The 23,152-nt window shown below is 63.1% G+C and carries 19 protein-coding genes; 10 read left to right on the top strand and 9 right to left on the bottom strand.

Annotated elements, in window-relative coordinates; genetic code table 11:
* The first annotated feature begins 80 nt into the window (after positions 1-80).
* The 3 genes from L1069_RS03605 to L1069_RS03595 are packed head-to-tail and all read left to right on the top strand — an operon-like array spanning position 81 to position 2,115.
* Complete coding sequence (locus tag L1069_RS03605; RefSeq protein ID WP_129373152.1) at positions 81-563, top strand: Fur family transcriptional regulator; 483 nt, start codon at positions 81-83, stop codon at positions 561-563.
* Entirely contained in the window at positions 560-1,312 is a 753-nt protein-coding gene (locus tag L1069_RS03600; RefSeq protein ID WP_237454812.1) for a metal ABC transporter ATP-binding protein, read from the top strand. The genes L1069_RS03605 and L1069_RS03600 overlap by 4 nt, the downstream gene beginning before the upstream one ends.
* The gene (locus tag L1069_RS03595; protein ID WP_237454811.1) at positions 1,309-2,115 is read left to right on the top strand and encodes a metal ABC transporter permease; all 807 of its coding nucleotides are present in this window, start codon (positions 1,309-1,311) and stop codon (positions 2,113-2,115) included. The genes L1069_RS03600 and L1069_RS03595 overlap by 4 nt, the downstream gene beginning before the upstream one ends.
* A 124-nt stretch (positions 2,116-2,239) precedes the next feature.
* Here L1069_RS03595 and L1069_RS03590 read toward each other — a convergent pair whose 3' ends face one another.
* Positions 2,240-4,522: a response regulator gene (locus L1069_RS03590; protein WP_237454810.1), complete on the bottom strand. Its 2,283-nt coding sequence runs from the start codon at positions 4,520-4,522 to the stop codon at positions 2,240-2,242.
* Positions 4,523-4,539: 17 nt separating this feature from the next.
* The gene (locus L1069_RS03585; RefSeq protein WP_129373156.1) at positions 4,540-5,436 is read right to left on the bottom strand and encodes a PhnD/SsuA/transferrin family substrate-binding protein; all 897 of its coding nucleotides are present in this window, start codon (positions 5,434-5,436) and stop codon (positions 4,540-4,542) included.
* A gap of 410 nt (positions 5,437-5,846) precedes the next feature.
* Here L1069_RS03585 and L1069_RS03580 point away from each other — a divergent pair, with 410 nt between their 5' ends.
* From L1069_RS03580 to L1069_RS03565, 4 genes are all read left to right on the top strand, one after another.
* On the top strand, positions 5,847-9,704 hold the full coding sequence (locus L1069_RS03580) for a PEP/pyruvate-binding domain-containing protein (protein ID WP_237454825.1): 3,858 nt from the start codon (positions 5,847-5,849) through the stop codon (positions 9,702-9,704).
* A gap of 153 nt (positions 9,705-9,857) precedes the next feature.
* Positions 9,858-10,094 (top strand): type II toxin-antitoxin system ParD family antitoxin, encoded by a 237-nt coding sequence (locus L1069_RS03575; RefSeq protein WP_129373158.1) that lies wholly within the window; start codon positions 9,858-9,860, stop codon positions 10,092-10,094.
* Entirely contained in the window at positions 10,087-10,389 is a 303-nt protein-coding gene (locus tag L1069_RS03570) for a type II toxin-antitoxin system RelE/ParE family toxin (RefSeq protein ID WP_129373159.1), read from the top strand. Before L1069_RS03575 ends, L1069_RS03570 begins: the two co-directional genes overlap by 8 nt.
* 61 nt (positions 10,390-10,450) lie before the next feature.
* Positions 10,451-11,362, top strand: coding sequence for a MurR/RpiR family transcriptional regulator (locus L1069_RS03565; protein WP_237454809.1), 912 nt, complete (start codon positions 10,451-10,453; stop codon positions 11,360-11,362).
* An 81-nt stretch (positions 11,363-11,443) separates the two neighbouring features.
* Here the strand turns inward: L1069_RS03565 and L1069_RS03560 are convergent, their stop codons facing one another.
* The 3 genes from L1069_RS03560 to L1069_RS03550 form a co-directional block, all read right to left on the bottom strand.
* Positions 11,444-11,878 carry a GFA family protein gene (locus L1069_RS03560; protein ID WP_237454808.1) on the bottom strand — a complete coding sequence of 145 codons (435 nt, stop codon included), beginning with the start codon at positions 11,876-11,878 and terminating at the stop codon, positions 11,444-11,446.
* A gap of 184 nt (positions 11,879-12,062) precedes the next feature.
* Positions 12,063-13,337 (bottom strand): Vi polysaccharide biosynthesis UDP-N-acetylglucosamine C-6 dehydrogenase TviB, encoded by a 1,275-nt coding sequence (gene tviB / locus L1069_RS03555; RefSeq protein ID WP_237454807.1) that lies wholly within the window; start codon positions 13,335-13,337, stop codon positions 12,063-12,065.
* Positions 13,338-13,442: 105 nt separating this feature from the next.
* A complete protein-coding gene (locus tag L1069_RS03550; RefSeq protein WP_237454806.1) occupies positions 13,443-14,126 on the bottom strand; it encodes a DnaA N-terminal domain-containing protein in 684 nt (227 codons plus the stop codon).
* A 554-nt stretch (positions 14,127-14,680) separates the two neighbouring features.
* Here L1069_RS03550 and L1069_RS03545 point away from each other — a divergent pair.
* Positions 14,681-15,985 (top strand): AAA family ATPase, encoded by a 1,305-nt coding sequence (locus L1069_RS03545; RefSeq protein ID WP_129373164.1) that lies wholly within the window; start codon positions 14,681-14,683, stop codon positions 15,983-15,985.
* Positions 15,982-17,082: a ParB N-terminal domain-containing protein gene (locus tag L1069_RS03540; protein ID WP_237454805.1), complete on the top strand. Its 1,101-nt coding sequence runs from the start codon at positions 15,982-15,984 to the stop codon at positions 17,080-17,082. Before L1069_RS03545 ends, L1069_RS03540 begins: the two co-directional genes overlap by 4 nt.
* Before the next feature lie 711 nt (positions 17,083-17,793).
* Here L1069_RS03540 and L1069_RS03535 read toward each other — a convergent pair.
* Positions 17,794-18,834 carry an OmpA family protein gene (locus L1069_RS03535; RefSeq protein ID WP_237454804.1) on the bottom strand — a complete coding sequence of 347 codons (1,041 nt, stop codon included), beginning with the start codon at positions 18,832-18,834 and terminating at the stop codon, positions 17,794-17,796.
* A 186-nt stretch (positions 18,835-19,020) separates the two neighbouring features.
* Between L1069_RS03535 and L1069_RS03530 the strand changes: the two genes are divergently transcribed.
* Positions 19,021-20,523 (top strand): caspase family protein, encoded by a 1,503-nt coding sequence (locus L1069_RS03530; protein ID WP_343328037.1) that lies wholly within the window; start codon positions 19,021-19,023, stop codon positions 20,521-20,523.
* Positions 20,524-20,784: 261 nt separating this feature from the next.
* Here L1069_RS03530 and L1069_RS03525 read toward each other — a convergent pair whose 3' ends face one another.
* From L1069_RS03525 to L1069_RS03515, 3 genes are read right to left on the bottom strand one after another with little or no spacing between them, the layout of a single operon-like run.
* Positions 20,785-22,338, bottom strand: coding sequence for a DUF4384 domain-containing protein (locus tag L1069_RS03525; RefSeq protein WP_237454803.1), 1,554 nt, complete (start codon positions 22,336-22,338; stop codon positions 20,785-20,787).
* Positions 22,335-22,742 (bottom strand): biopolymer transporter ExbD, encoded by a 408-nt coding sequence (locus L1069_RS03520; protein WP_237454802.1) that lies wholly within the window; start codon positions 22,740-22,742, stop codon positions 22,335-22,337. The genes L1069_RS03525 and L1069_RS03520 overlap by 4 nt, the downstream gene beginning before the upstream one ends.
* Positions 22,739-23,149 carry a biopolymer transporter ExbD gene (locus L1069_RS03515; RefSeq protein WP_237454801.1) on the bottom strand — a complete coding sequence of 137 codons (411 nt, stop codon included), beginning with the start codon at positions 23,147-23,149 and terminating at the stop codon, positions 22,739-22,741. Before L1069_RS03515 ends, L1069_RS03520 begins: the two co-directional genes overlap by 4 nt.
* Between the last annotated feature and the right edge of the window lie 3 nt (positions 23,150-23,152).

The following is a 23,152-nucleotide window of genomic DNA, read 5'->3' as shown; positions in this document are numbered from 1 at the left end:
TTTATAACACCACGCGGTTGATAAACGTCATAACATAACATATCAAGGGGCAAATCACCCGCCGCCCAAAGGACCCCGCAATGGACTCCATCGGTTTCGAACCGCATGACCACAGCAACTGCATTCACGATTGCATCGCAGCGGTGGACGCCCAGTGCCGGACGGCCGGGCTGCAATTCACGCCCGTTCGCCGCCGGGTGCTGGAGATCCTGCTGCAGGAGCACCGCGCGCTCGGGGCATATGAAATCCTTGACCGGCTGCGCGAAGAGGGCCTCGGCTCGCAGCCGCCGGTTGCCTACCGGGCTTTGGACTTCCTGGTGAAAAACGGCTTTGCCCATAAGATCGAACGCCTGAACGCCTTCATCGCCTGTACCCATCCGGGCGAGCATCACGCGCCGGTGTTCCTGATCTGCCGCGCCTGCGATGCGGTGGCTGAATCGCAGCGGGAGCCGACCCAGGGCCAGCTCGGCCAGGCCGCCCGCGAGGCTGGGTTTGTCATCGAGCGCGCGGTGATCGAGGCCGAGGGCCTGTGCCCCAAATGCCAGCATGCGGGCGCTGCATGAGCCTGATTTCCCTTCAACAGCTGACGGTCTCTTATGGCGGAAAGACAGTGTTGTCCGGCGTCAATCTGGCCATTGAACCCGGCGAGATCGTCACCGTGGTCGGCCCCAACGGGTCCGGCAAATCCACCCTTCTGCGCAGCGTGATCGGCGCGCTGAAACCCTCGCACGGTGCAGTCAACCGCGCGCCCGGCCTGCGCATCGGCTATGTGCCGCAGAAACTGCACATCGACCCGACCCTGCCGCTGACCGTGCGCCGGTTCCTCAGCCTGCCCGCGCGGGTATCTGACGCCCGCGCCTCCGAGGCGCTGGAGCAAGCCGGCGCCGGCGATCTGGCGGCCCGGCAGATGTCCGGCCTGTCGGGCGGGCAGTTCCAGCGGGTTCTGCTGGCGCGTGCCCTGTTGACCGATCCGCAGCTGCTGATCCTGGATGAAGCCACCCAAGGCCTCGACCAGCCCGGCTCCGCCGCCTTTTACCAGCGCATCGAGAAGGTCCGGCAGGATTTGGGCTGTGCGGTGCTGATGGTCAGTCATGAACTGCATGTGGTGATGGCGGCCTCGGACCGGGTGGTCTGCCTCAACGGCCATGTCTGTTGCGAGGGAGCGCCGGAACATGTCGCCTCGGCACCGGAGTACCGCGCCCTGTTCGGCACCGGAACCCAAGGCGCGCTGGCGCTCTACCGGCACGAGCACAATCACAGCCATGATCAGGATTGCAATCATGACCACCATCATCACAAGGCTGCGGAATGACCCTGCTTGACGATTTCCTGATCCGCGCAGCCCTTGCGGGCATCGGCGTGGCGCTGGCCGCGGCACCTTTGGGCTGTTTCGTGGTCTGGCGGCGGATGGCCTATTTCGGCGACGCCACTGCGCACGCGTCGATCCTGGGCGTGGCGCTGGCGCTTAGCTTTGATGTGTCGGTCTTTGCCGGCGTGCTGGCCACCGCGCTGGCCATGGCCACAACCGTGTCCGCACTTGCCGGACGCGGTTATGCGATGGACACGCTTTTGGGCGTGCTGGCGCATTCTTCGCTGGCTTTCGGCCTGGTCGCGGTGTCTTTCCTGCAAGGTGTGCGGATCGATCTGATGGCGTATCTGTTTGGCGATATCCTGGCGGTGGGGCGCGGCGATCTGGCGGTGATCTGGTGCGGCGCAGCCCTGGTGCTGGCGCTGCTCTGGTGGCGCTGGTCGGCGCTGCTGACCGCCACGCTGAATCCGGATCTGGCCCATGCAGCGGGCATTGATCCCCGCCGCGAGCAGATGGTGCTGACACTTGCCCTGGCCCTGGTCGTGGCAGTTGCCATCAAGGTGGTCGGAGTATTGCTGATTGCCGCCATGCTGCTGATTCCGGCTGCGGCCGCCCGCCCCTTTGCCGCAACACCAGAGCGGATGGCGGTGATTGCCGCGCTCTTGGGGATGCTGGCGGCCTCTGGCGGGCTGCAGCTGGCATTTGTGCTCGACACCCCCGCCGGTCCCAGCATCGTTTGCCTGGCGGCGGCTCTCTTTGCCGCGTCCGGCCTTGCCGGCCTGGTGCTGCAACGGCATCGCGACTGACCGCTGCCGCCTGCATCCTTCCCTGCCGCGATTGAAAGCAACAAGCACTGGCTTGGGCTGCAGACCGAAATCCGGGCCTGGCTGCCGGCTGCAAAACCGCTTGCCGGCCAGCGCACAGGCGGCCTCAGCTGCCAGTGCGCTGCAGGCTGTCCCCGCAGGTCCATTTGCTGACAGCCTCGTTCAGCGCCTTCTTGTTGATCGGCTTGCTGAGGAAATCATCCATCCCCGCCTCCAGGCATTTTTCCCGGTGGCTCTGCAGCGCATTGGCGGTCAGCGCCACGATCGGGCATTTTCTGCCGCCGGTCTCTGCCTCGATCCGGCGCATCTCGGCCGTGGCCTCAATCCCGTCCATCTCCGGCATCATCATGTCCATCAGGACAAGGTCGGGCCGCTCTGCCTGGAATTGCGCAACAGCCTCCACACCGTTTTTGGCAACGCTGATTTTCAGCGGCGCATCTTTCAGCATCTTGGTAACAACCAGCTGGTTGGTGCGGTTGTCCTCGGCCAGCAGAACTTTCAGCAGCCGGCCCTGCGGCGCCTCGTTGCCGCCGCCGCTGTCAACAACAGCCGGTTTTTGGTCCTGAACGCTCAGCACCCGGGTGATCACCTGCCGCAGCTGCACCGCCCGCACAGGTTTCAGCGCAAACTCACAAACTCCGATAGCCTCGCAATCCGAACGGCTTAGCGCGTGTTCCACCGAAGACAGCACAATCAGCGGCACCGCTTCAAAACCCGGCATGGCGCGAATCCGGGCTGCCATTTCCCGCCCGTCCATCGCCGGCATCTGGTAGTCCAGAATGATGAAATCGAACCGGCGCCCGTCCAGCTGCGCATCCGACAGGATCTCCAGCCCCTCATGCGCCGAGGCTGCCAGCGTGCAGGTCACGCCCCAGGCACTCAGCCGTTCCGACAGGATCACCCGGTTCAGCTCCAAGTCATCCACCAGCAAACCGTTGAGTCCGGCAAAGCTGAGCGGGCTGCCCTCCCGTGCCGAGGCGACATGGCCGCCGGCCCGCAATGGCATCTCTATGGTGAATACAGACCCTTTGCCCGGCTCCGACTGCACCTGCACCGAGCCGCCCATCAGCTCCAGCAGCTGTGCCGAGATTGCCAGCCCCAGGCCGGTGCCCTCAAAATTGCGGGTGGCGGCATTGTCAGCCTGCTCAAAGGCGCGGAAGATCTGTCCTGTCCGCTCCGGCTCAATGCCTATGCCGGTATCAGTGACCTGCAGCGTCAGCAAATGGCGGCCGCCCTGCTTGCGGCCGGTCAAGTCGATGAAGACATAGCCTTTGCGGGTGAATTTGACCGCGTTGCCGGCAATATTGGTGATCACCTGGCGGATCCGCCCGGCATCACCCTCAAAGATTTCCGGCAGCGCGGGGTCGTACCGCATAGTGATCTCGACCCCCTTTTCCGCCGCCTTGGGCGACAGCAGGGTGACCACATCCTCCAGTGCCGTCTGCAAATTGAACGGAGCATGGTTAAGCTCGACCTTGCCGGCCTCAATCTTGGAGAAGTTCAGGATGTCGTTGATAATCGTCAGCAGCGCCGTGCCGGATTTTGCAATGGTCTCTGCATACATCCGCTGGTCCTCGTCCAGCCCGGTGTCCTGCAGCAGCTCTGCCATGCCAATCACCCCGTTCATCGGGGTGCGGATCTCATGGCTCATATTGGCGAGGAATTCCGACTTGGCGCGGTTTGCAATATCTGCGGCCTCACGCGCCTGCTCCATTGCAAATTCCCGCTCGTCCCGCTCGGAAAAAGTGTCTTCCAGCACGCCGACCGAAAAATCCAACGCCCGGAATTCCCGGGATGCAAACCAGGGCAGCGGCCGCTGCGGGCTGCGCAGCCCTGCAATGGCGTCAGACATCCGGTTATGGATCATATGCAATGGCCGCAGCGCCAGAATATGCACCAGCAACAGCACCAGAAGCGACAGCGCCAGCACCGGCACAACTGTCCAAATGATGATCTGGCGCACTTTGGCCGCCACCAGCGCTTTACCGTCCTGAGTCGACCAGTCCACCACCATGGTGCCGAAGGAAGCGCCTTCCAGCTCGATCGGCCGTTCATAGATCACGTGATGATCCGGCTGCGGCGCGCCCGGCGCATTGGCCGCAGCCAGCAGCTTGCCCGCCGGGCTGCGGATCTGGATCGACACGATCTGGGGGTTCCGGGTGACGGCCTCGATCAGCCCGGTCTCCAGGACCGGGACATCCTCGACTATAATCGATTCCAGCATCAGCCCGCTGAGCAGGGAAACCGTCAGGTCGGCCTGGCCGGCAAGCTGCTCTTCAAGCCGCTGCACCTCCTGGCGCTGCGCCAGATTGCCGACTGCAAAGCCAACCGCAGAAGCGGCTATCAGCAGCGACAACACGATCTGAAAAAGGATGCCTGTACGTTTCATATCTTCACTGCGGCGCCTCAGAATGCCAGACTTCGCTCCATCGCCCGGCGGATGATGTCATAGTCGTCATCAACCCCCAGCAAGAAGCCGTTCTTTGAAATCCGGCGCACAATTTCCTCGTTGTCCGAGGACAGCATGACCTTGCGCATCGCTTCCATCACCGCCTGCGGCATCGCTTCCGAGGCCAGCCAGGGTTTGGTCACATTGTCAAAGGAAGCCAGCACCCGGATCGGCACGCCTTTGGCGACCAGTTTTTTGAACGTGCTTTCCTTGAGGGCACCCGCCGAGAATTTCCCGGCGCCCACTGCTTCGCCGACCAGATCGTGACGGCCGAGATACGCGTATTCATGCAGGTCGGCACCGCTGATTCCGGCCTCCAGCAGGTATTCCTGCGCCAGGTAACGGCCTATCGTCGACAGTTCATCGCCGAAAGCAAAGCTGAGACCCGCCAGATCTTCAACAGACTGCACACTGCTGTCCTTATGCACCACGATGACCCCCTTGAACCGCTTTCCGCCGTTTTTGGATTCCATCGCGACAATCCGGATTTCCGGATTCTCCTTCATCACATGCACATAAGACGCCGGGCCGAAACGGGCAAAATCCACCTCGCCGCCGGCCAGCTGGCGAATGCCCTCGCCATACTCCTTGGCGATCTTCAGCCGGATCGAAACCGGCTCCCCCAGTTCCTCGCTCATCCGGCCGGACAGAAAAGACAGGAAAGGCTGGTACTTTTTGACCGTTGCGGTAGGTTTATCCGCTGCATAAGTGCCAAATACCAATTCGGTCCCGGCCTGGCCCGCACCGGGCAGAAGGGCCGCAAGTCCAATCGCCAGAACAGCCCCAGGGGCCGTTCCCCGCAAGCGGGTCTTGAAAAGCTCAATGATACCAAAGGTCCACTCGAAAAGTGTCACGGTTCTAGCCTCCTGACTGCGATCGGCTGGCACGGCAGGCGGGCCGCCATACTTCGTTACATGGCACATGGTTAAGAATACAATGTTAACGCACTTGCAATTCTTTAAAAAATTTTGCGGTTCTTTTATTCTTCGCCTTCTATATTAACCCTTCAGTAAGGTTTTCGTAATCTTTTAGGCAAATTCGCCATAAAATCAGAATATCAATCTCAGCTGGCTCAACAGGAACCACCGTGAAGAACACACCTTTGCTCTCCAAGACCACCCGGTCTCTCCGTCGTTCAGCGCAAATAACTGTGCTTACTTCACTTTTCTCGGCGCTTCCCGTCGCGGCCCTGGCCATTCCATCGCCGGAACTGGTGATCGGCTCGGTGTCTTCACTATCGCAAGTTCTGGCCGTGGGAATTGCCATGATTTCCGGCCTTGGCGCAGTCATTGCAGCGAAACTGGGTTTTACCCCCAAACCGGGCAGCTCTCCACGCCGCTACCCGGTCAAGCTGATCTCCGTCCTCGTATTGGCGGCCATTGCACTGGCTGCAGGAAACTATTGGCAATACTCCTCGCATGCGCAGGCCGAGCTGACAAGACTGCAGGCCACTTTGACGCGGCCGGCGCAATTTGACGGCACCGCTATCAAGGACGCCTCGCTGAAGGAGACCAGTTTTTCCAAGCAGGAAGACCACCCGCTGGCAATGAGCACCACAGACGCCGCAGCGGCGCTGGAGGACGGTTCAACCCTGTTTTACGACATCCGCGAGACTGGCGAAAACGCCATGGGCACCCTGCCCGGCGCCACCCACATCCGTTTCCCGGACTTCCTGCAGTCGCGCCCGGTGCAGCCGGGCCAGAAGGTCGTGCTGTTCTGCCACAACGGCAACCGCTCTTCGGAAACCTGTGCCAAGCTGGCGGCAATGGGCATCGACTGCAGCTTCATCGCCGGCGGTATCGAGAAGTGGATCGTCGAGGGCCGCGACTTCTCCGACAAGGACGTCAAGACCCTCTCGGACCTGCGCGCCATTCCGGAATACCCGGGCAGGGACGTGCTGCTCAGCACCGCTGATTTCGAGGCGCTGCTGACCACCGAGGATCTGCAGATCGTCGACACCCGCTATCCCGGTGATTTTGCGGGAGGCCACCTGCCCGGCGCGGTCAACATCCCGATCCGCAAGATGACGACCGCGGATCTGATGGACCGCATCGCCGGGCTGGACCCCGACAAGCCCACAATTGCTGCCTGTTATGACCGCCGCAGCTGCTTCATGAGCCAGGTCCTGGGACTGGAGCTGTCGCAGCTGGGCATTGATTTCCTGGGCCGCTACACCCTGCCGTGGGAATACTTCGTCGCACCCAAGCCGAAACCGCATGTGCAGGAGTGGCTGGCCGAGCAGCAGACCGGTCTGTGGGACAAGGCAATCTCGGCGCTGGCAACCGCCCTGCTGTGGGTGCATGAGCGCAGCCATATCCTGCTGGGCCTGCTGGCTCTGTCCATTGTGACCCGCATCCTGGTGCTGCCCGTCGCGCTGAAATCCGAACGCGATCAGATCATCACCAATGATACAGCTGATGAAATGAAGGCGCTGAAGGCAAAGCTGGCCCATGACCCGGTGCGCAAGGCGCGCGCGGTGCAGGCGTTCTACGCCGACAAAGGCCTGACCCCGATGAAGAACCTCACTGCGCTCTTGTTCCTGCCGGTGATGATGCTGGGGGTCTCTTCCGCGCAAGAAGCAAGCGCCTCCCTGCAAACCCCGTTCCTGTGGATGGCAGACCTTGGCATGCCCGATCCGCTGTTCATCATGCCCGCGCTGTTCTGCGCCCTGGCCGCCATCTACCTCCTGTGGGCCGTCGCCAAGACCAAGCGCCAGAAACTGCTGTGGATGGTACTGGGCATGCCCGCGCTGTTTGCCATGGTGTTCAGCCTGTCTGGTGCCGCCAATGCCTACCTCTGCTTCAGCCTGACGCTGCTGCTGGTCCAGCGCGGCTATGTCACCGGCATACACCGTAAGCTGGCCGATGCCCTGTCCCTGCGCGCCCATAAACGCAAACTGGCAAAGCTGCCGCGCGGTGTGATCCCGATGGGCTATACCGAAGAACTGGCAGAGGCCGGCAACAAGGCCCTGCGCCTGTCGATCCTCAAGAACGCAGGCTTGCCGGTCCCCGGTGGCGTGATCGTGCGTTCAGACGCAATCCACGACTACCGCGCCATGTCTGATGCCAGGAAAGATGCATTTGCCGCGCAGGTTTTCCTGCTGGCCGGCGGCAAACCCGTCGCCGTGCGCTCCTCTGCCAGCAACGAGGACGGCGCTGATCAAAGCTTTGCCGGCGTCTTTGAATCGGTGCTCGACGTCACCGCGGACAGCATGCGCGCCGCGCTGGACGAAGTGGTGGAAAGCTTCTCCTCCGCGCGTGCCGCCAGCTATTCCGGCGAGGGCGACAGCACCGAACAGGGCAATATCGTGGTGCAGGAAATGGTCCAGGCCGAATTTGCCGGCGTCCTTTTCACCCAGGATCCGATGGCTCCCGGCATGGCGATGATCGAATGGGTCGAGGGCTGCGGCGAGGATCTGGTTTCCGGCCGCGTCACCCCCACCAGCTTGCGCTTTGGCCGCTACACTGACTTGCCGGCGGCGGAAGATCAGGACCAGACCCTGGACATGGCGCCGCTGCTGACCCTTGGCAAACAGATCGAGGACACCTTCGGCTGCCCGCAGGACGTGGAATGGGCCTATGCCAACGGCCAGTTCCAGATCGTGCAAAGCCGCGACATCACCACCCTGTCGCTTGGCAGCGAGCAGGAGCAGACCCGTCTGGCCGAATGGCGCGACGTGCTGGACCGCTACGCGGATGCAGCCCCGGACCAAACCATCCTGGAACAGGATGAAATGTCCGAAGTCCTGCCCCGCCCCACCCCGCTCAGCTTCTCATTGATGAGCGATCTCTGGGCGCCCGGCGGCAGTGTTGATCTGGCCTGCCGCGAGCTGGGCGTGCCCTATGGCCTGCCCGAGGGGCGCGACGGCCATCTGGTCAACCTGTTCGGCAAAACCTATGTCGATGTGGCGCTGAAACAGGGTATGACCCTGAAACTGACGGCCTCCAAGGCCAAGCAGCTGCGCAAGCAGGCACATCCGATGATCACCCGCTTCCGGGCTGAGGTGATGCCGGAACTGAAGAACAAACTGGCGATCTGGCAGGCCGTGGATTATGCCGCCCTGCCGCAGGACAAGCTGCTGGAAACCATTGCCACACTCAAGGAACTGTTCATCCGCGAGGTCTATCTGGAGGCCGAGAAGATCAACATTCTGGCAGGTTTCACCATGGGTGAGGCTGGCACGGCAGCCGCAGGCGATCCCGCCCTGCGCGCCCATCTGATGCACGCCGAGCTGCCCAATGCGCCCTCCAGCCTGATTGCCTCCTGCACCGGCAAAGACGCCCAGGCCCGCGCCATGCAGCTGATGGGACACCGCTCGATCTTCGATTACGAGCTGTCCTCGCCACGCTACGCCGAAGCCCCTGCGCTGCTGAACTCGCTGCTCAGCAGCACGGTTGAGCCGATTGGCGCAGTCCCGACACCCGCCAACCTGCCGGATGAGCTGGACGATACCATCGGCATCGCCATTGCCTATCAGGACCTCAAGGAACAGGCCAAGCACGAAGCGCTGCGCGTCGTCGCCGAGCTGCGCCGCGCCCTTCTGGCGCTGGGTCAGATCAGCGGGCTGGAGGATCTGGTGTTCAGCCTGACCTTTGACGAGGTGCTGGACAGCAACTGGTCCAACCCGGACGCCTTGCGCGACCTGGCCCAGGCCCGTGCCGAAAAGGAAACACTGCGCAAGAAATCCGCGCCCACAGCGGTCACTCTTACCCTGCGCGACTGCGAAATGCTGTCGCTGGGCGCCCAGGCCCAGGGTGGCGACGGCACTATGGGCGGCACCTGCGTGGCCGGCAGCGGCAGCGCCACCGCCCGGGTGTTCTGGATGGAAGACGACAGCGACATCAGCCCCGAAGCCTTTGCCGATTTCCAGGACGGCGACATTCTGGTCTGCCGGATGGTCAACCCGGCCTGGCTGCCATGGGTCCAGCGCTCCGGCGCGGTGCTGTCCGAGGTCGGCGGCTGGCTCAGCCATATGGCCATCGTCGCCCGCGAAAAAGACGTCCTGATGCTGGTCGCCTGCAAGGGTCTCGACAGCCTCAGCCACGGAGAACGGGTGACCGTCGGCGAAGACGGCAGCATCCAGCCGCTGGAGGAAAAGGGCCTCAAAGTGGTCTCCGCCTGATCCGGCCGGAAAAAATCAAGGAAAGGCCCGCAACCACTTGTTGCGGGCCTTTTTTGTTGGGCAGCAATCTGCCCGCCATTCCGCCGCCACGCCCTCCCCCTTGCGTTCTTGGCAAAGATTGCCATATTCTGATCCAGCGAAAGGAGACCGCCTATGGCCACCATGAACGTATCCCTGCCGAACCGGATGAAAGACTGGGTCGAGGACCAGGCCCGCACTGGCACCTATGCCAATTCCAGCGACTATGTCCGCGACCTGATCCGCCGCGACCAGGCCCGCACCGCCGCCATAGGTGAACTGCAATCCGCCATCGACGCAGGCCTCGCCAGCGGCCCGGCGGAAGCGCTGTCAGCCCAGGATTTCAAGGCCGCCATGCGCCGCAATGGCTGAACCGCGCTGGCTGATCCGCCCCGCCGCCCGCGCCGATCTCTCTGCCATCTGGCGCTACGGTTTGGACACCTGGAGCGAGGCGCAGGCGGATGCCTATGCCGATGGCCTGTTTGCCTTGTTCGACCTGCTGGCGGACTTCCCGGAAATGGCCCGCGAACGCACTGAGTTCACGCCGCCGGTCCGCATCCACCCATCGGGCGCGCATCTGGTGATCTACCGGCTGGAACACTCCCGCCCCGAAATCATCCGCATCCTGCACGCCCGTCAGGACCTGATGGCCTTCCTGTCAGAATAACCCGGGCAGGAACACCCGTTCCACTCTTGCTATTCTCCGCACATCTGCTCTGATACCTTGCATGGACCCGCATCTCGCCCCCCGGAAAACCGCCCGGCTGATCCAGCACCTCAAGGATCAGATGGACAACCTGCCGCCCAAGCTGAAAGCGGCGGCGAAATACGTGATCGACAATCCCGGCGACTTCGGCCTTGATACGGTGCGCACCTCGGCCGAGAGGACCGGTATCAGCGCCAACGGCTTTGTCCGTCTCGCCCAGCATCTGGGCTATGACAGTTTCGAGACCTTCCGCGCGCCCTTTCGCGCCGCCCTCACCACCACGCACGAGGCTGACCTCGGCCAGGACTGGCTCGACCGGATGCAGGACCAAGGCCCGGCCGGCGCGCTGCAGGCATCGGCGGCGCGCAACCAGCTCAACATCACGTCCCGCTCACTGCGGCTGATGACGGCAGAGCGCACGCAGGCCATCATCGGCACCCTCACCTCCGCCCGCCGCAGCTATGTCACCGCAACCCGCTCTTCTTACGCGCTGGCCTATTACTTCCATTACGTCGGGCGCATGGCCCTGCCGGGGCTGGAACTGGTGCCGCGCCACATGGGTGCCGCGCTGGACGACCTGCTGGACATAGGCCCTGAGGACTGCCTGATCGCCCTCACCTTCGCCCCCTACTCCGCCGGCACCATCCAGGCGCTGCGGCTGGCGGGCGAACGCGGCGCATCGGTGATCCTGATCTCTGACAGCGAAGTCATCGCCCCTGGCATCCGCACCGACCATGTGCTGGCGGTGGCCGCCAGCTCGCTGCACCCGTTCGGCGCCGTCGGCGGTGCAATGGCGGTTCTGGAATGCCTGCTTACCCATCTGATCGCGGCCGGCGGGGAAGACGCCCGGCACCGGATCGAGGCCTATGACGCCCTGCGCCAGGACAGCGGCGCCTATTGGAGCGGCCCGAAACTGCCCCGTGTCAGCCGCTAGTGATCTTACCTGAAGCCGCCTGTCAGGTCTGTCCGCCGATGCATTGGCGCGCACAGACCGCTGAGGGACGATACCTTTTCTTCAGACATCACCGTCAATGTACGGGTTCTGCGCCTCATATTCATCGCGGGTGACCCGCTTGTGATCACCCTCCAACCGCACTGACGCCATTGCCCGGTCGGCATAGATCTCCGACCGCAGCGGCCAGCTGAGAGCTGCATCAAACAGTCCCGGCATCAGGTCATAGCCTTCATCTTCCTCATCCGTGTCCCGCATCCACAGATGTGACCCACAGGTGCTGCAGAACGCCCGTTCGGCAAAGGCAGACGATTGATACCGGGTCACCGGCCCTTCAACCGAAACAGCCTCCGCATCAGCCTCGAAACATAAGAAAAGCCCGCCAGTCCAGCGCTGGCACCTGCGGCAATGGCAGGCCCCGGAGCGCGGGTCATGCGCCCCATCGACACGGATTTTCACGGCGCCGCACAGGCAACGGCCTTCCAGAATATCGCTCATATCCAAACTCCCCACAGCCCGGAATCAAACCGCAGGCGCCGGACAAGCAGCGGTCCGTCCGGGCGGGCCGCTGCTTTTGCTAGGTCATGCCCTGCAAGCGGTCAGGGGTATGCTGCAGGGATAAAGCGGCAAACGCAACGGCAGCGGCGGCCCCAACGGACCTCTGCTTGTCCTTAGCCCTTGATCAAAGCCGCAGATCCGCCTGATCCGGTGCCAGCACATATTTCAGGTCATAGACCAGCGCGCCGGCGGTCCCCAAGGCGCGGATTGCTTCCGCGCCCATCTCATGGAACTCCGAATGCGCCACCGCCAGCACCACCCCGGCATAGACCCCCTGCCTGATCTCCGGGACCAGCGAAATGCCGTATTCCGCCTGTGCCTCCTCCGGGTCCGCATGGGGATCGTAAACATCGACTTTCGCCCCGTATTCCTCCAGGCTGCGCACCACGTCGATCACCCGCGTATTGCGAAGGTCCGGGCAGTTCTCCTTGAACGTCAGCCCCATCACCAGAACCCGCGCGCCCGAAACCGGCAGGCCGCGTTTCAGCATCGCCTTGACCATCTCACCGGCAACATAGGCGCCCATGCCGTCATTCAGCCGCCGGCCCGCCAGCAGGATCTCGGGATGATAGCCCAGCTGCTCGGCCTTATGGGTCAGGTAATAAGGGTCCACCCCGATGCAGTGCCCGCCCACCAGACCGGGGCGGAACGGCAGGAAATTCCATTTGGTTCCAGCCGCTTCCAGCACCGCCTGGGTATCAATCCCCATCTTGTTAAAGATCTTGGCCAGCTCATTCACCAGCGCAATGTTGATATCCCGCTGGCTGTTCTCAATCACCTTGGCAGCCTCAGCCACCCGGATACTCGCGGCCTTATGGGTGCCGGCTGTCACCACCTCGCGGTACAGCGCATCAACGCGTTCGGCCACCTCCGGCGTCGACCCGGATGTCACTTTGACGATATCCGCCAGCCGCCGCGCCTTGTCGCCAGGGTTGATCCGCTCGGGACTATAGCCGGTAAAGAAATCCTTGTTGAACACCAGCCCCGAGCGCGCTTCCAGAATGGGCACGCAATCTTCCTCGGTGGCGCCGGGATAGACGGTGGATTCATAGATCACCAGATCACCGGGTTTCAGCACCCCGCCAACAATCGCCGATGCCGCCAGAAGCGGGCTCAGATCCGGGCGGTGGCTGGCATCCACCGGCGTCGGAACGGTGACGATATAGATGGAGCAACCGGCAATCTCCGCCGGATCCGCGGTGAAACTAAGGTGCTCCGCCATTGCCAGCTCCTGGCAGCCCAGCTCGCGGGTGCGGTCCTCGCCTTGGCGCAGCTCGGCAATGCGGCCCGGATCGATGTCAAAGCCAACGACTTTCCGGTGCTGCCCGAAGGCCGCCGCCAGCGGCAGCCCCACATAGCCAAGTCCAATGACACAGATCTTATCCTGCACGCCGCTCATCCGGGCTGCTCCTTGTTCTTGCGGGGCGTCTTTAGCCAAGCCCCCTGCCCGCCCACATAAGGCCGCGCCCCCAAGGGGTTCAACCGCTGCAGCGCAGATTTGGCCTCACGCCTCGACAACAATCGCCGAGACCCCGCCATCCACATCGCGGCACGCCGCCAGCAAGCGCGGCATCAGATGCGCCATCACATAGTTTGCGTGGAACCGGCTTGGCGCCTTTAGCATCAGCCGGCCGCCGGCGCGGCTGGCTTTCTCCAATCCCTGTATCCACGACGCATAATTCGCCGGGTCCTCCGCATGCAGCACCGCCTTGGCCAGGCTCCATTCGCTGCCGTCCGAGATATCCGGCGCAGGCGGAGCAGACCCAGGGCGCAGCGGCACCACATTCGGCGCCGGCTCATCATTGTTTTGCATCCGGTGTTCAAAATCCGGACCCACAGCCCCCCAGCGGTCCTGCGTATCCGCCAGCAGCCGCTCCAGGCCGATCCCGTATTCGGTGACCCGCCCGCGCGCGCCCTGACGTTTCACCACCAGCCAGCCCCAGCCCCGCAGCTTGGCCATCTCGCGTTTTACCGTGCGTTCATCCACATCCCACAGCCGGGCAATCTCGCGCTGGCCCACTGCCAGCTCATCGCGCTGCCAGTTGTAGCGTGCGGTCATCAATGTCATGAAACGCAGCACCAGCTTCTGCGCCCCCTTGCCCTGGCCAAGCGCATAGGCCCCCATCGCCGTGAGGATGTCATACTTCAATGCCGAGGCGTTGCGCCCCGCAGGCCGTTTGGCAAGCATTGCTGCCCCCGTTTCTCCCTCCCCTGCCCTTTTGGGCCGGGATATGCTGCCTCAAGTGTTCTCAGCGTCTTTTGCTAAGACTTGCGCCGGCCGGTTTAGCTCCGAACTCAACGCTATTCGTTTGTTGTACCTGATTTGCGTCCGGAATTCCGATTCTGTCAAGCGCCGGCGGGAATTGAATTCAGACCCAATCCCTTTTTTGATAGAAAAATTGGTATCAATGGTATGGGGGGACATCCAGTGTGTCCCCTAATACAGCAGAAATGTCCCCCAATCTGCTGTGTCCGGCTCCCGGGTGTCCCCCTAAATCTGGCGTGTGAACCCCAGAAAAACCCAATGAAACGAATCGTTTGGCTGCCAGTCTCCGAATCGGTTCCGCCCATATTTCATTGGGCCTTTTGCAGATGTGTCCCCGCGGGGACAGGACGCTATTCCAAACCATATTTGCTTTTGCGTTTTTTGCAAATTCGGCGTAAATGGATATTGAGGCTGAATTAGCGTCCGCAAGAAATGGACGCTGAAAAAACAACACCGTGTGAGGCTAAGGAGCAGCGATGTTTACGCACGAAGACCTGTCCAAAATGCAGGCCCAATCTCTCAAGATGCAAAGCTGGATCCGCCAGCAGACCTTCTCCCCCGAAATGGAAAAGACCCTGCGCCGGTTCTCCTCCTGGGAAGTGGCTGAGCTGATCTTCCGCGTCAACCAGTCGACCCTGCGGGGACGGCTGTCGGCGGACCCTTCCCTGCCCCAGGGCCATGTCGAGGAAGACGGCCGCCAGCGCTGGTATTCGCTGGAGGAGATCAATGAGCTGCGCCGCCGCATCAAGATCAACCGCAAATCCCTGTTGCCCAAACGCCCCGCGGGGAAACGGGCGCTGCGGGTGGCGATCTCAAACTTCAAGGGCGGTGCGGGCAAATCCACCGTGGCGCTGCATTTCGCCCATGCCGCGGCGCTGGACGGCTACCGGGTGCTGTGCGTCGACTTCGACCCGCAGGCCACCCTGTCCCACTCCATGGGCCTTAGCGACGTCACCGAGGATTACACCGTCTGGGGCATCATGGCCCGCGATCTGGTGCGCGAGACCGAGCGGATGAACGCGGTCCCGCAGGGCGCCGAGTCCGGCAACGCCCTGCCCCGGCGCCAGCTGCCGGACGCGATCACCGGCATGGGGCTGCAGGACCTGCGGGTCAGCGACTTTGTCAAACCCACCAGCTGGCCGACCATCGACATCATCCCCTCCTGCGCCAATGCGGCCTTTGTCGAATTCGCCTCCGCCCAGTACCGCCACCTGAACCCGGAATGGTCGTTCTTCGCCGCGGTCTCCCGCTACCTCGATCAGCTGCCGGCCGAGGACTACGACCTGATGATCTTCGATTGCCCGCCCGCGATTGGCTACCAGTCGATGAATGCGGTCTTTGCCGCCGACATGCTCTATATCCCCTCCGGCCCCGGCTATTGGGAGTATGACTCCACCACCTCCTTTGTCGGCCAGCTGTCCGAGGCGCTGGAAGATCTGTCGGCGTTTAACGGCGTTGTCCCCGCGGGGACATTTGCGTTGCCCAAGGTTTTCCAGGACGTCCGCTTCCTGCTTACCCGTTACGAGTCCGGTAACGATTTGCACCGTGCGATGCGTTCGGCATTTATGAAGGTGTTTGAGGGCAGAATGACCGAACACCCGATTGAGATGACCCGCGCAGTTGAACAATCGGGGCGGTTCCTAAGTTCCATCTATGAAATCGACTACCGGGATATGACTCGTGAAACCTGGCGGCGCGCGCGCGCGTCGTTTGATCAGGCCTATGATGAATTCAAGGCCCACGCGGTCGAAGCCTGGGAAAACCTGGAGGATGAGGCATGAGCAAACGCAGAGTCTTCGACATCGACTTCCCGTCTGAACCAGAGGTGTTCCCCGCGGGGACAGCCGCAACAAAGCCGGACGAAAAACCGTCCGAACCCCGCCGCGGACCGATGGCCACCGCGATCTCGGAGAACGCCGATGCGTTGCGCGCGCGGGCCGAGGCCGAGCAGAATATCCGCGCCGAAAACGACCGGCTGGCACATGAATTTGTGCGGCTGAAGAAGCTGGGCCTGGTGGTCGACCGGATCCCGCTTGGCATGATCCGCATGGATAAACTGATCCGTGACCGCAAGGATGACCGCGATCCGGAACTGGATGAGCTGAAGGAATCGATCAAATCCGTTGGCCTGTCGAACCCGATCCGGGTCGAAGAACGCGGCGACGGCAAGTTTGAGCTGATCCAGGGTTACCGCCGGATGCGCGCCTATTTTTCGCTGCTGCAGGAAACAGGCGACGAAAGCTATGCCGCGATCCCCGCGGGTTTGGTGGCCAAGGGCGACAGCTTGCAGGCCCTCTACCGCCGGATGGTGGATGAAAACCTGGTGCGCCGCGACATTTCCTTTGCCGAGATGGCCCAGCTGGCGCTGCGCTATGCCGAGGATACCCAGACCGGGGCCGAGACCACCGAGGATGCGGTCAATGATCTTTATGCCTCGGCCGGGCGGCAAAAACGGGTCTACATCCGCCATTTCGCCCAGGTGCTGAAGGCAGTGGGCGAGGAGTTGAAGTTCCCCCAGGCGATCCCGCGGGCGCTGGGGCTGGACCTGAAGAAACGGCTGGAGGCGGATGCGATGAACGCCCAGGTGCTGCGGGATACGCTGGCGCGGGTGCAGCCGCAAACCGAAGAGGGTGAGCTGGATGTGCTGCGCAGCTTTGCCGAGGGCAAGCGCAAGAACGCGCCCCGCGCCGCGGCGGCACCGCGCGCCGGTGTTGCCAAAACCACCCTGCGCTGCACTGTCCCCGCGGGGACAGTCCGTTGCCAGGCGCGCGACGGCAAGATCGAGATGGCGATGGAGCGCGACTTTTCCGAGATCGACCGGCACAAGCTGGAGGACGCAATCGCCGCGTTTTTCGAGGCCTTGGAACAGGAAGACTGACCATTGTCCCCGCAGGGACAGCTTTGGAAAACGGCAAAGGCCCGGCAGAAATGCCGGGCCTTTTTTGCGTCTGCTGCTGGCGTCCGGCGTTGTTTTCTGCGCCTGTCCCCGCGGGGACAGGCCAGACGGCACTGTGATATCCCATGCGCTATTCAGTATCTAATCAGCATATTCGGGCCTGTTTTTCACCCTTGTCCCCGCGGGGTCAAAGCTGCGTTCTGCGGCGCCGGTTGCGGAATTGCCCAGCTGGCGCAGGCAATGAGCTGCACGGGGCGGACATTTTACCGGCCACTGCCGCCGGCAATCTGATCTGTCCCCGCGGGCACACTTGCGGAAAACCTGGCTCGGTCTGGATGGGCTGGCGTTTGTTTGCTGAGATTTGCCGTGGCTTTTTGGGGAAATCCGGGCCTGTCCCCGCGGGGACAGAACCTTAAAACCACGTCATCTTATGTCCCGGACGGTGGCATGCCTGCATGGCTTACCTCTGCGGTTTAGGTCTGAAAACATCAGTGTCCCCGCGGGGACAGCGGTAAAAACGGGTGGTCATGCAGGTGGAATATCTGCCTGTCCCCGCGGGGACAGATGATTGCCTCAAGACAAAGAGAGCGGGATTTGCCCCAAAAAAAGAGGCCCGGCGGGGAGCCGGGCCTTGGTGCTTTCCACTGCTGTCCCCGCGGGGACAGGTGGATATTTTTGCGGATCAGCGGCGCGTCAGTTCAAAACCTTGAACTCGATCCGCCGGTTCTTGGCCCGGTTCTGCACCGTGTTGTTTGACACCAGCGGCGTGGTTTCGCCATAGCCGACGGCCACCAGGCGCTCGGCCGGGATTTCCATCCGCTGCAGGTACTGGGCAACTGCCGCAGCCCGCTTCTCGCTCAGCTTCATGTTCCAGGCGGCTTTGCCCTGGCTGTCGGTATGGCCGCCGACTTCGACCACCATGCCGGGGCAGCGGCGGATGATGTCCGAGAGGCTCTCCAGAAAATCGCGGGAGTTGGCATCAAGTCGTGCGGTGGACGGGGCAAAGTTCACGCTGCGGCCTTGCGACAGGATTTCGAACCGGCCGGCGCAGGCCTCGCGGCTGAAATCGCCGCTGGCTTCCAGCGCGGTGGCGGCGCCCGCGGTGACTGTCCCCGCGGGGACAGACGTGCTGCCGGGCGAGGTGCGGTCAAACATCAGGTCCATGCTGACCAGGCCAACGGGTGTGATGGTGACGCCTGCTGCTTCCTCAAGTTTTTCCCGGCCGGGGTTGAGGTTGAATGCCTCCAGCTTGAGAATGACAGGCTGCACGGTGGCAACAGATACGCGGTCGTTGCCCAGTGCTGTTACCGCTACCGGAACAGTCAGGTCCGCTTTGACCCCGTGCAGCGAGAGGGTGACCGGAAGGTCAATCCGCTTGCGCTGCACGGCAGCAAGATCTGAGATCATGGCCGGGTCGATCCGGGCGGTAACCACGGCTTCGGGGTAGGTGAAGGTTTCAAAGAACAGAAACCGCATCCGCACGTTGCGAAGGTCAATGGAGGTATCCACGGAATCGAGCGCAATCTGGATTCTGGCGTCGCCCTGATCGGAAATACTGCCGGAAAATGCAGCAAAACGGCTGGATTCCGCAATGCTGCCCTTTTTGATCGATATAAAGCGGATGGCGGAGGATTCGGGATTGAGCTGCCAGCCGTGCTCAAACGGGCCGGCAGCCAGTGCCGGGCGGATGAGGAGGAATAAAACTGTTAAAATTGAAAGGGTTATACGGAACATGCGCGATCCATTTGGGTTGCCAGCGTGAAATCCCTGCCAGCTGGCAGGGACGAAAGAGATGTGCCCAGACTAAAAGCACACTTGCTGCCAGGCGCAAGGGCACGATAGTTTCGTAACCAAATACCCTTAACAATTGGGAAGCTGCCCCGCAGGACAGAAACCGGGGGCGAGAATTGGAGCAGGCGCGTGCGTGGTTTGATGATTTGGGTCCGGCTGATGGTGCTGGCTGTTGCGGCGGCCTGCTGGGGTGCCACAGTTCTGGCAGAAGAGCGGCTGGCGCTGGTGATCGGCAACTCGGCATACGGTTCGGTCTCGCCGCTGGACAATCCGGTGCGCGATGCCCGGCTGATTGCACAGACGCTGGAAGGGCTGGGATTTGATGTCACCCTGGCGGCGGATACCCGGCAAATTGAAATGAAGCGGGCCATCGGCCAGTTCGGGCGCAAGCTGCGCGGGGCAGGGGAAGACGCGACGGGCCTGTTCTACTATGCCGGCCACGGGGTGCAGAGCTTTGGCAGCAACTATCTGCTGCCAGTGGATGTAGCGCTGGCGGATGCGGCGGATCTGGACCTGATGGCGGTGGAGGCGCAGTCGGTCTTGCGGCAGATGGCCTCGGCCCGCAACCGCACCAATATCGTGATCCTGGATGCCTGCCGCAACAACCCGTTTGAGGCGGTGGCGGATCTGAATGAAAGCGGCCTGGCGGAAATGAAGGCGCCGACCGGCACCTTTCTGGCCTATGCCACCGCACCGGGCGATGTGGCGCTGGACGGGGCCGGGGAAAACAGCCCGTTCACCGAGGCGCTGGCGCGCGAGATCGTGGTGCCGGGCGCACCGGTGGAGCAGGTGTTCAAACAGGTACGCCGGGCAGTGCTGGAGCAAAGCGGCGGCGGCCAGACGCCTTGGGACACGTCCTCGCTGGTCAGTGATTTTGTCTTTGCCGAAGCCGCGCCGGAAGCGGTGATGAGCGCGGCAGAAGTGCAGGAAGCGCAGATATGGCGATCGGTAAAGGCGTCGCGGGACGCGATGCAGATCATGCTGTATCTGCGGGGCTACGGCGACGGGAAGCATGCGGATGAGGCACGGGGGCTGCTGTCCGAGCTGATGGCGGAAGAACTGCAGGGCAGTGCGCCAGTTGCCGCAGCTCCGGCGGCGGCTTCGGCTCCGGTTGTTGCGGATGCTGAAACGGCGATGTTCGAAGCCGCACAGGGCGATGGCAGCAAGGCAGCATTTGAGGCCTATCTGATGGCCTATCCCGAAGGCCAATTTGCCGAGATAGCAACGGTGGAACTGGCGGCGATGCGCGCCGGGGCAAGCCAGGATCCGGAGGCCGGCGGCGCGGCGGTTGCTGCGGTACCAAAGGCCGAACCTGCGCCGGTGCCGCTGCCCGAAGCTGGGCCGGTCACCTACGCCAGTCCGCTGCATTCGGAAATGCCGCAGATTGCCGGGCTGACCCTGGCCGAGGCAGTGACCCGTTCCCCCGCATTTCCGCCCATTGAGGGCCTGCCGGAGAGTTATTGGAAAGGTCAGGCCTGCAGTTCCTGCCACCAATGGACGCGCGAGCGGCTTTGCACCCAAGGGAATACTTATCTCAGCCTCAACATGCAGCGTTCGCTGGGCAAGCAGCATCCCTTTGGCGGGGCATTGAAGCAGGCGCTGAAGAGCTGGGCGGCGGGCGGCTGCCAGTAACGGACCGGAGAACCGCTGGAGCAGGGCAGGGGAGGGCTCCCGCCTGCTCCGGTGCATTTGAAAATGCACCTTTGCCGTTGGGCGTGGCGCTGTGCTACGCACAGCGCGGGGGTCTGCTGAGAGGTGCCTAAGGGCAGGTTTGCCTTTAAGGCACCATCTCCAATGGTGTTTCCCTTTTTCCGCCTCAAGGGTGAACCGCGCCTGGGGCGCGGCTGCTCGCGCAGCCTTTGACCCGGAAGAAGGGAAAGGGGCGGCACGCGGCTACGGGGCGTGGGTGGTGATCAAAAAATAGACCCATTCGCCCTTGAAATCCGCATGTTCAGCGCGGGCTGCTGCGACCTGGCTGCGAAGAAATTCCAGGTAGGGTTCCGCCGGTTCGCTAAGCGGGCGGGTCCCCTCATACAGCGGGTGGGAGGCGGCGAAGGCCACTGCGATTTCCTGGCCGTAGGGCGGGCCGACATTGATTTGCAGACCGGGATCTCCGGCCTCTTTGGCACCGACCCGCAGGGCGCTTTTGGGGGCGGTTTCTGCCAGCGGCACCAGCTCGTTCGGGGACAGGTGCAGCACTGCGCCGCCGGCGTCGAAATAATCCACATAGACATAGGCCGGGTAGTCCGGCGCGGTGAGGTCGAAGAACAATCGCTCGCCGCCGGAATAATCAAGCACCCGGGCATGGGCATCGGTGCCGACCAGCAGCGGATTGGTGATCTGGTCGGTGCTTTGCGGCAGCCCGACGTCTGAAATTCCCGCCAGCGCGCCGCATTGCGGGCGGGGCAGCAGACGCATCTGATCGGACACGGTGATATCGGCGCCCATCCGGGCCTGAAGCGCAGCCAGAACGGGCAAGCGCAGTCCGTCTTCGGGCAGGTGGCCGCGGACCTGGAGCGTGGCAGTTTCGGGCACAAAGGCGACTTGCAGCCGGGAGCAGGGCACGGCGGAGAGGATGCCGGCGACCCCGTCGCGCAGCGGATTGCCTTCAGCCACGGCATCGCCGGGCTGCATGAAGGATTGAAATGCCGCGAGGGAAGCCGGGTCGATGTCGCCGGTGCCGCCCTGAAAGGCCAGTGCCGCCTTGATGCGGGGCGCGTCGGGGATGACGGCGGGGGTTTGCAGAGGGTTGAGCGCGGCGTCGGCCAGTGCTGCGCTTTCGGGCTGTGCTTGGAGGCTGGGCTGGCTGGCAGGAGCGGCCTGCGGCAAGGCGGCCAGATCCGGCTGCATTGATGCGGCGGCGGTCAGCGCAGGGGCTGCAAGTGACAGTGGTGTTGCAGGGTCCTGTGCAGCAGCCAGCAGCACGGGCGCGGGCATACTGGATGCCGCGGCTTGTGATTCTACCTGCGCAGGAAGAGCCTTTCCGGCTGCGGGTTCAACAGTTTTTGCTTGCTGGCGGGCCGGGCGGGCGACAGCCAGGCTTGCCGCCTGAGCCGGGGCGCCGGCAAGTTTTTGCCCGGTGTTTGATGCGGGATTTGCTGCAGGCGAGGGGGCAGCAGCTGGTGGCAGGCTGGCAGCTGCCGGAGCCGCAGAGGCAAGACGGTTCGCAGGCAGGGCCTGAGGTCTGGCGCTTGATTGCGGGACCGCGCCTGCGTCCAGGCCCTGGCTTTGTGCTTCACTTTCAGCCGCTTGCTGACCTTCTGCCACCTGCGGCACGGCTTCGGAACGCGGGATGCGGTGGGCCTGCAGGTTAAGGCTGCTTTCCGGGCTGGGCTGTTGCGGCAGGGGCTGCGGCACCAGCGAGATCAGCAGCGCGCCGGCGCCTGCCGCGTGGACCAGGGCAGAGGCCGCAAGCCCCAGCGCCCATATGGCCGCAGCGCGGCTCATCCGTCCGTTTCCGGGGTGACCACCAGCACCACGTCCTTGAACCCCAGCGCCTCGCCCTCGGCCACCAGTGGCAGCACCCGGCGCAGCTCGGCCGAGCGATGGGCATTGATGCGCAGCCGCAGGTCCGGGTCGTCTGCCAGCAGGGCCGAGAGGGCAGGGGAGAGGGCGCCGCGGGCGATGGCATCGCCGTCCAGCGCCAGATCCCCGGTGGCGGAGATCGCTAGTGTGATACCGCCGGCGGGCATGTCGCGGCCGGTGACGGCGGTGGCGGGGCGCACATCAAACGGGGCGGTGGCATCCATCCGGCCGATCAGCATGAAGAACACCAGCAGGAAAAACACCACGTCGATAAGCGCGATGATGGTTTCAGAATGGGGGCTGCGGGCAGGCCGGTTGAGCTTCATTGCGCCGCCTCCAGCCGCAGCACGCGCAGGCGGGTGACGCCAGCCAGAGCAGCTGTGTCCATCACCGTGATCAGCGCCTGGGTCCGGGCGGCGCCGGAGGGGAGAATCACCACTTGGGTAAGGGGTTCCTTGGCGACGGCGGCGGAGAGGGTGGCCTGTAGAGTTTCGGCGTCCAGCGCGGTCCCGCGCAGCACTGGCACGCCATCGGCGCCGAGGCGGATCATCAGGGTGCCGGCCGGGGCCTGAGTGCTGGCGGCAGAGACTTGGGAGGGTTTCACCGCCGGGATCATGTCAAGGTTCAGATAGGTGGAGGTCACCATGAAGAACACCAGCAGGATCAGCATGACATCGATCATCGGCACCAGCGAAATCAGGGCGCGGGGGCGGGCAGGCCGGTTGATCATCATGGC

It is taken from the genome of Leisingera sp. MMG026, from assembly GCF_021654205.1.
GTDB lineage: Bacteria > Pseudomonadota > Alphaproteobacteria > Rhodobacterales > Rhodobacteraceae > Leisingera.
This window is presented reverse-complemented; position numbering and strand designations above follow the sequence as displayed.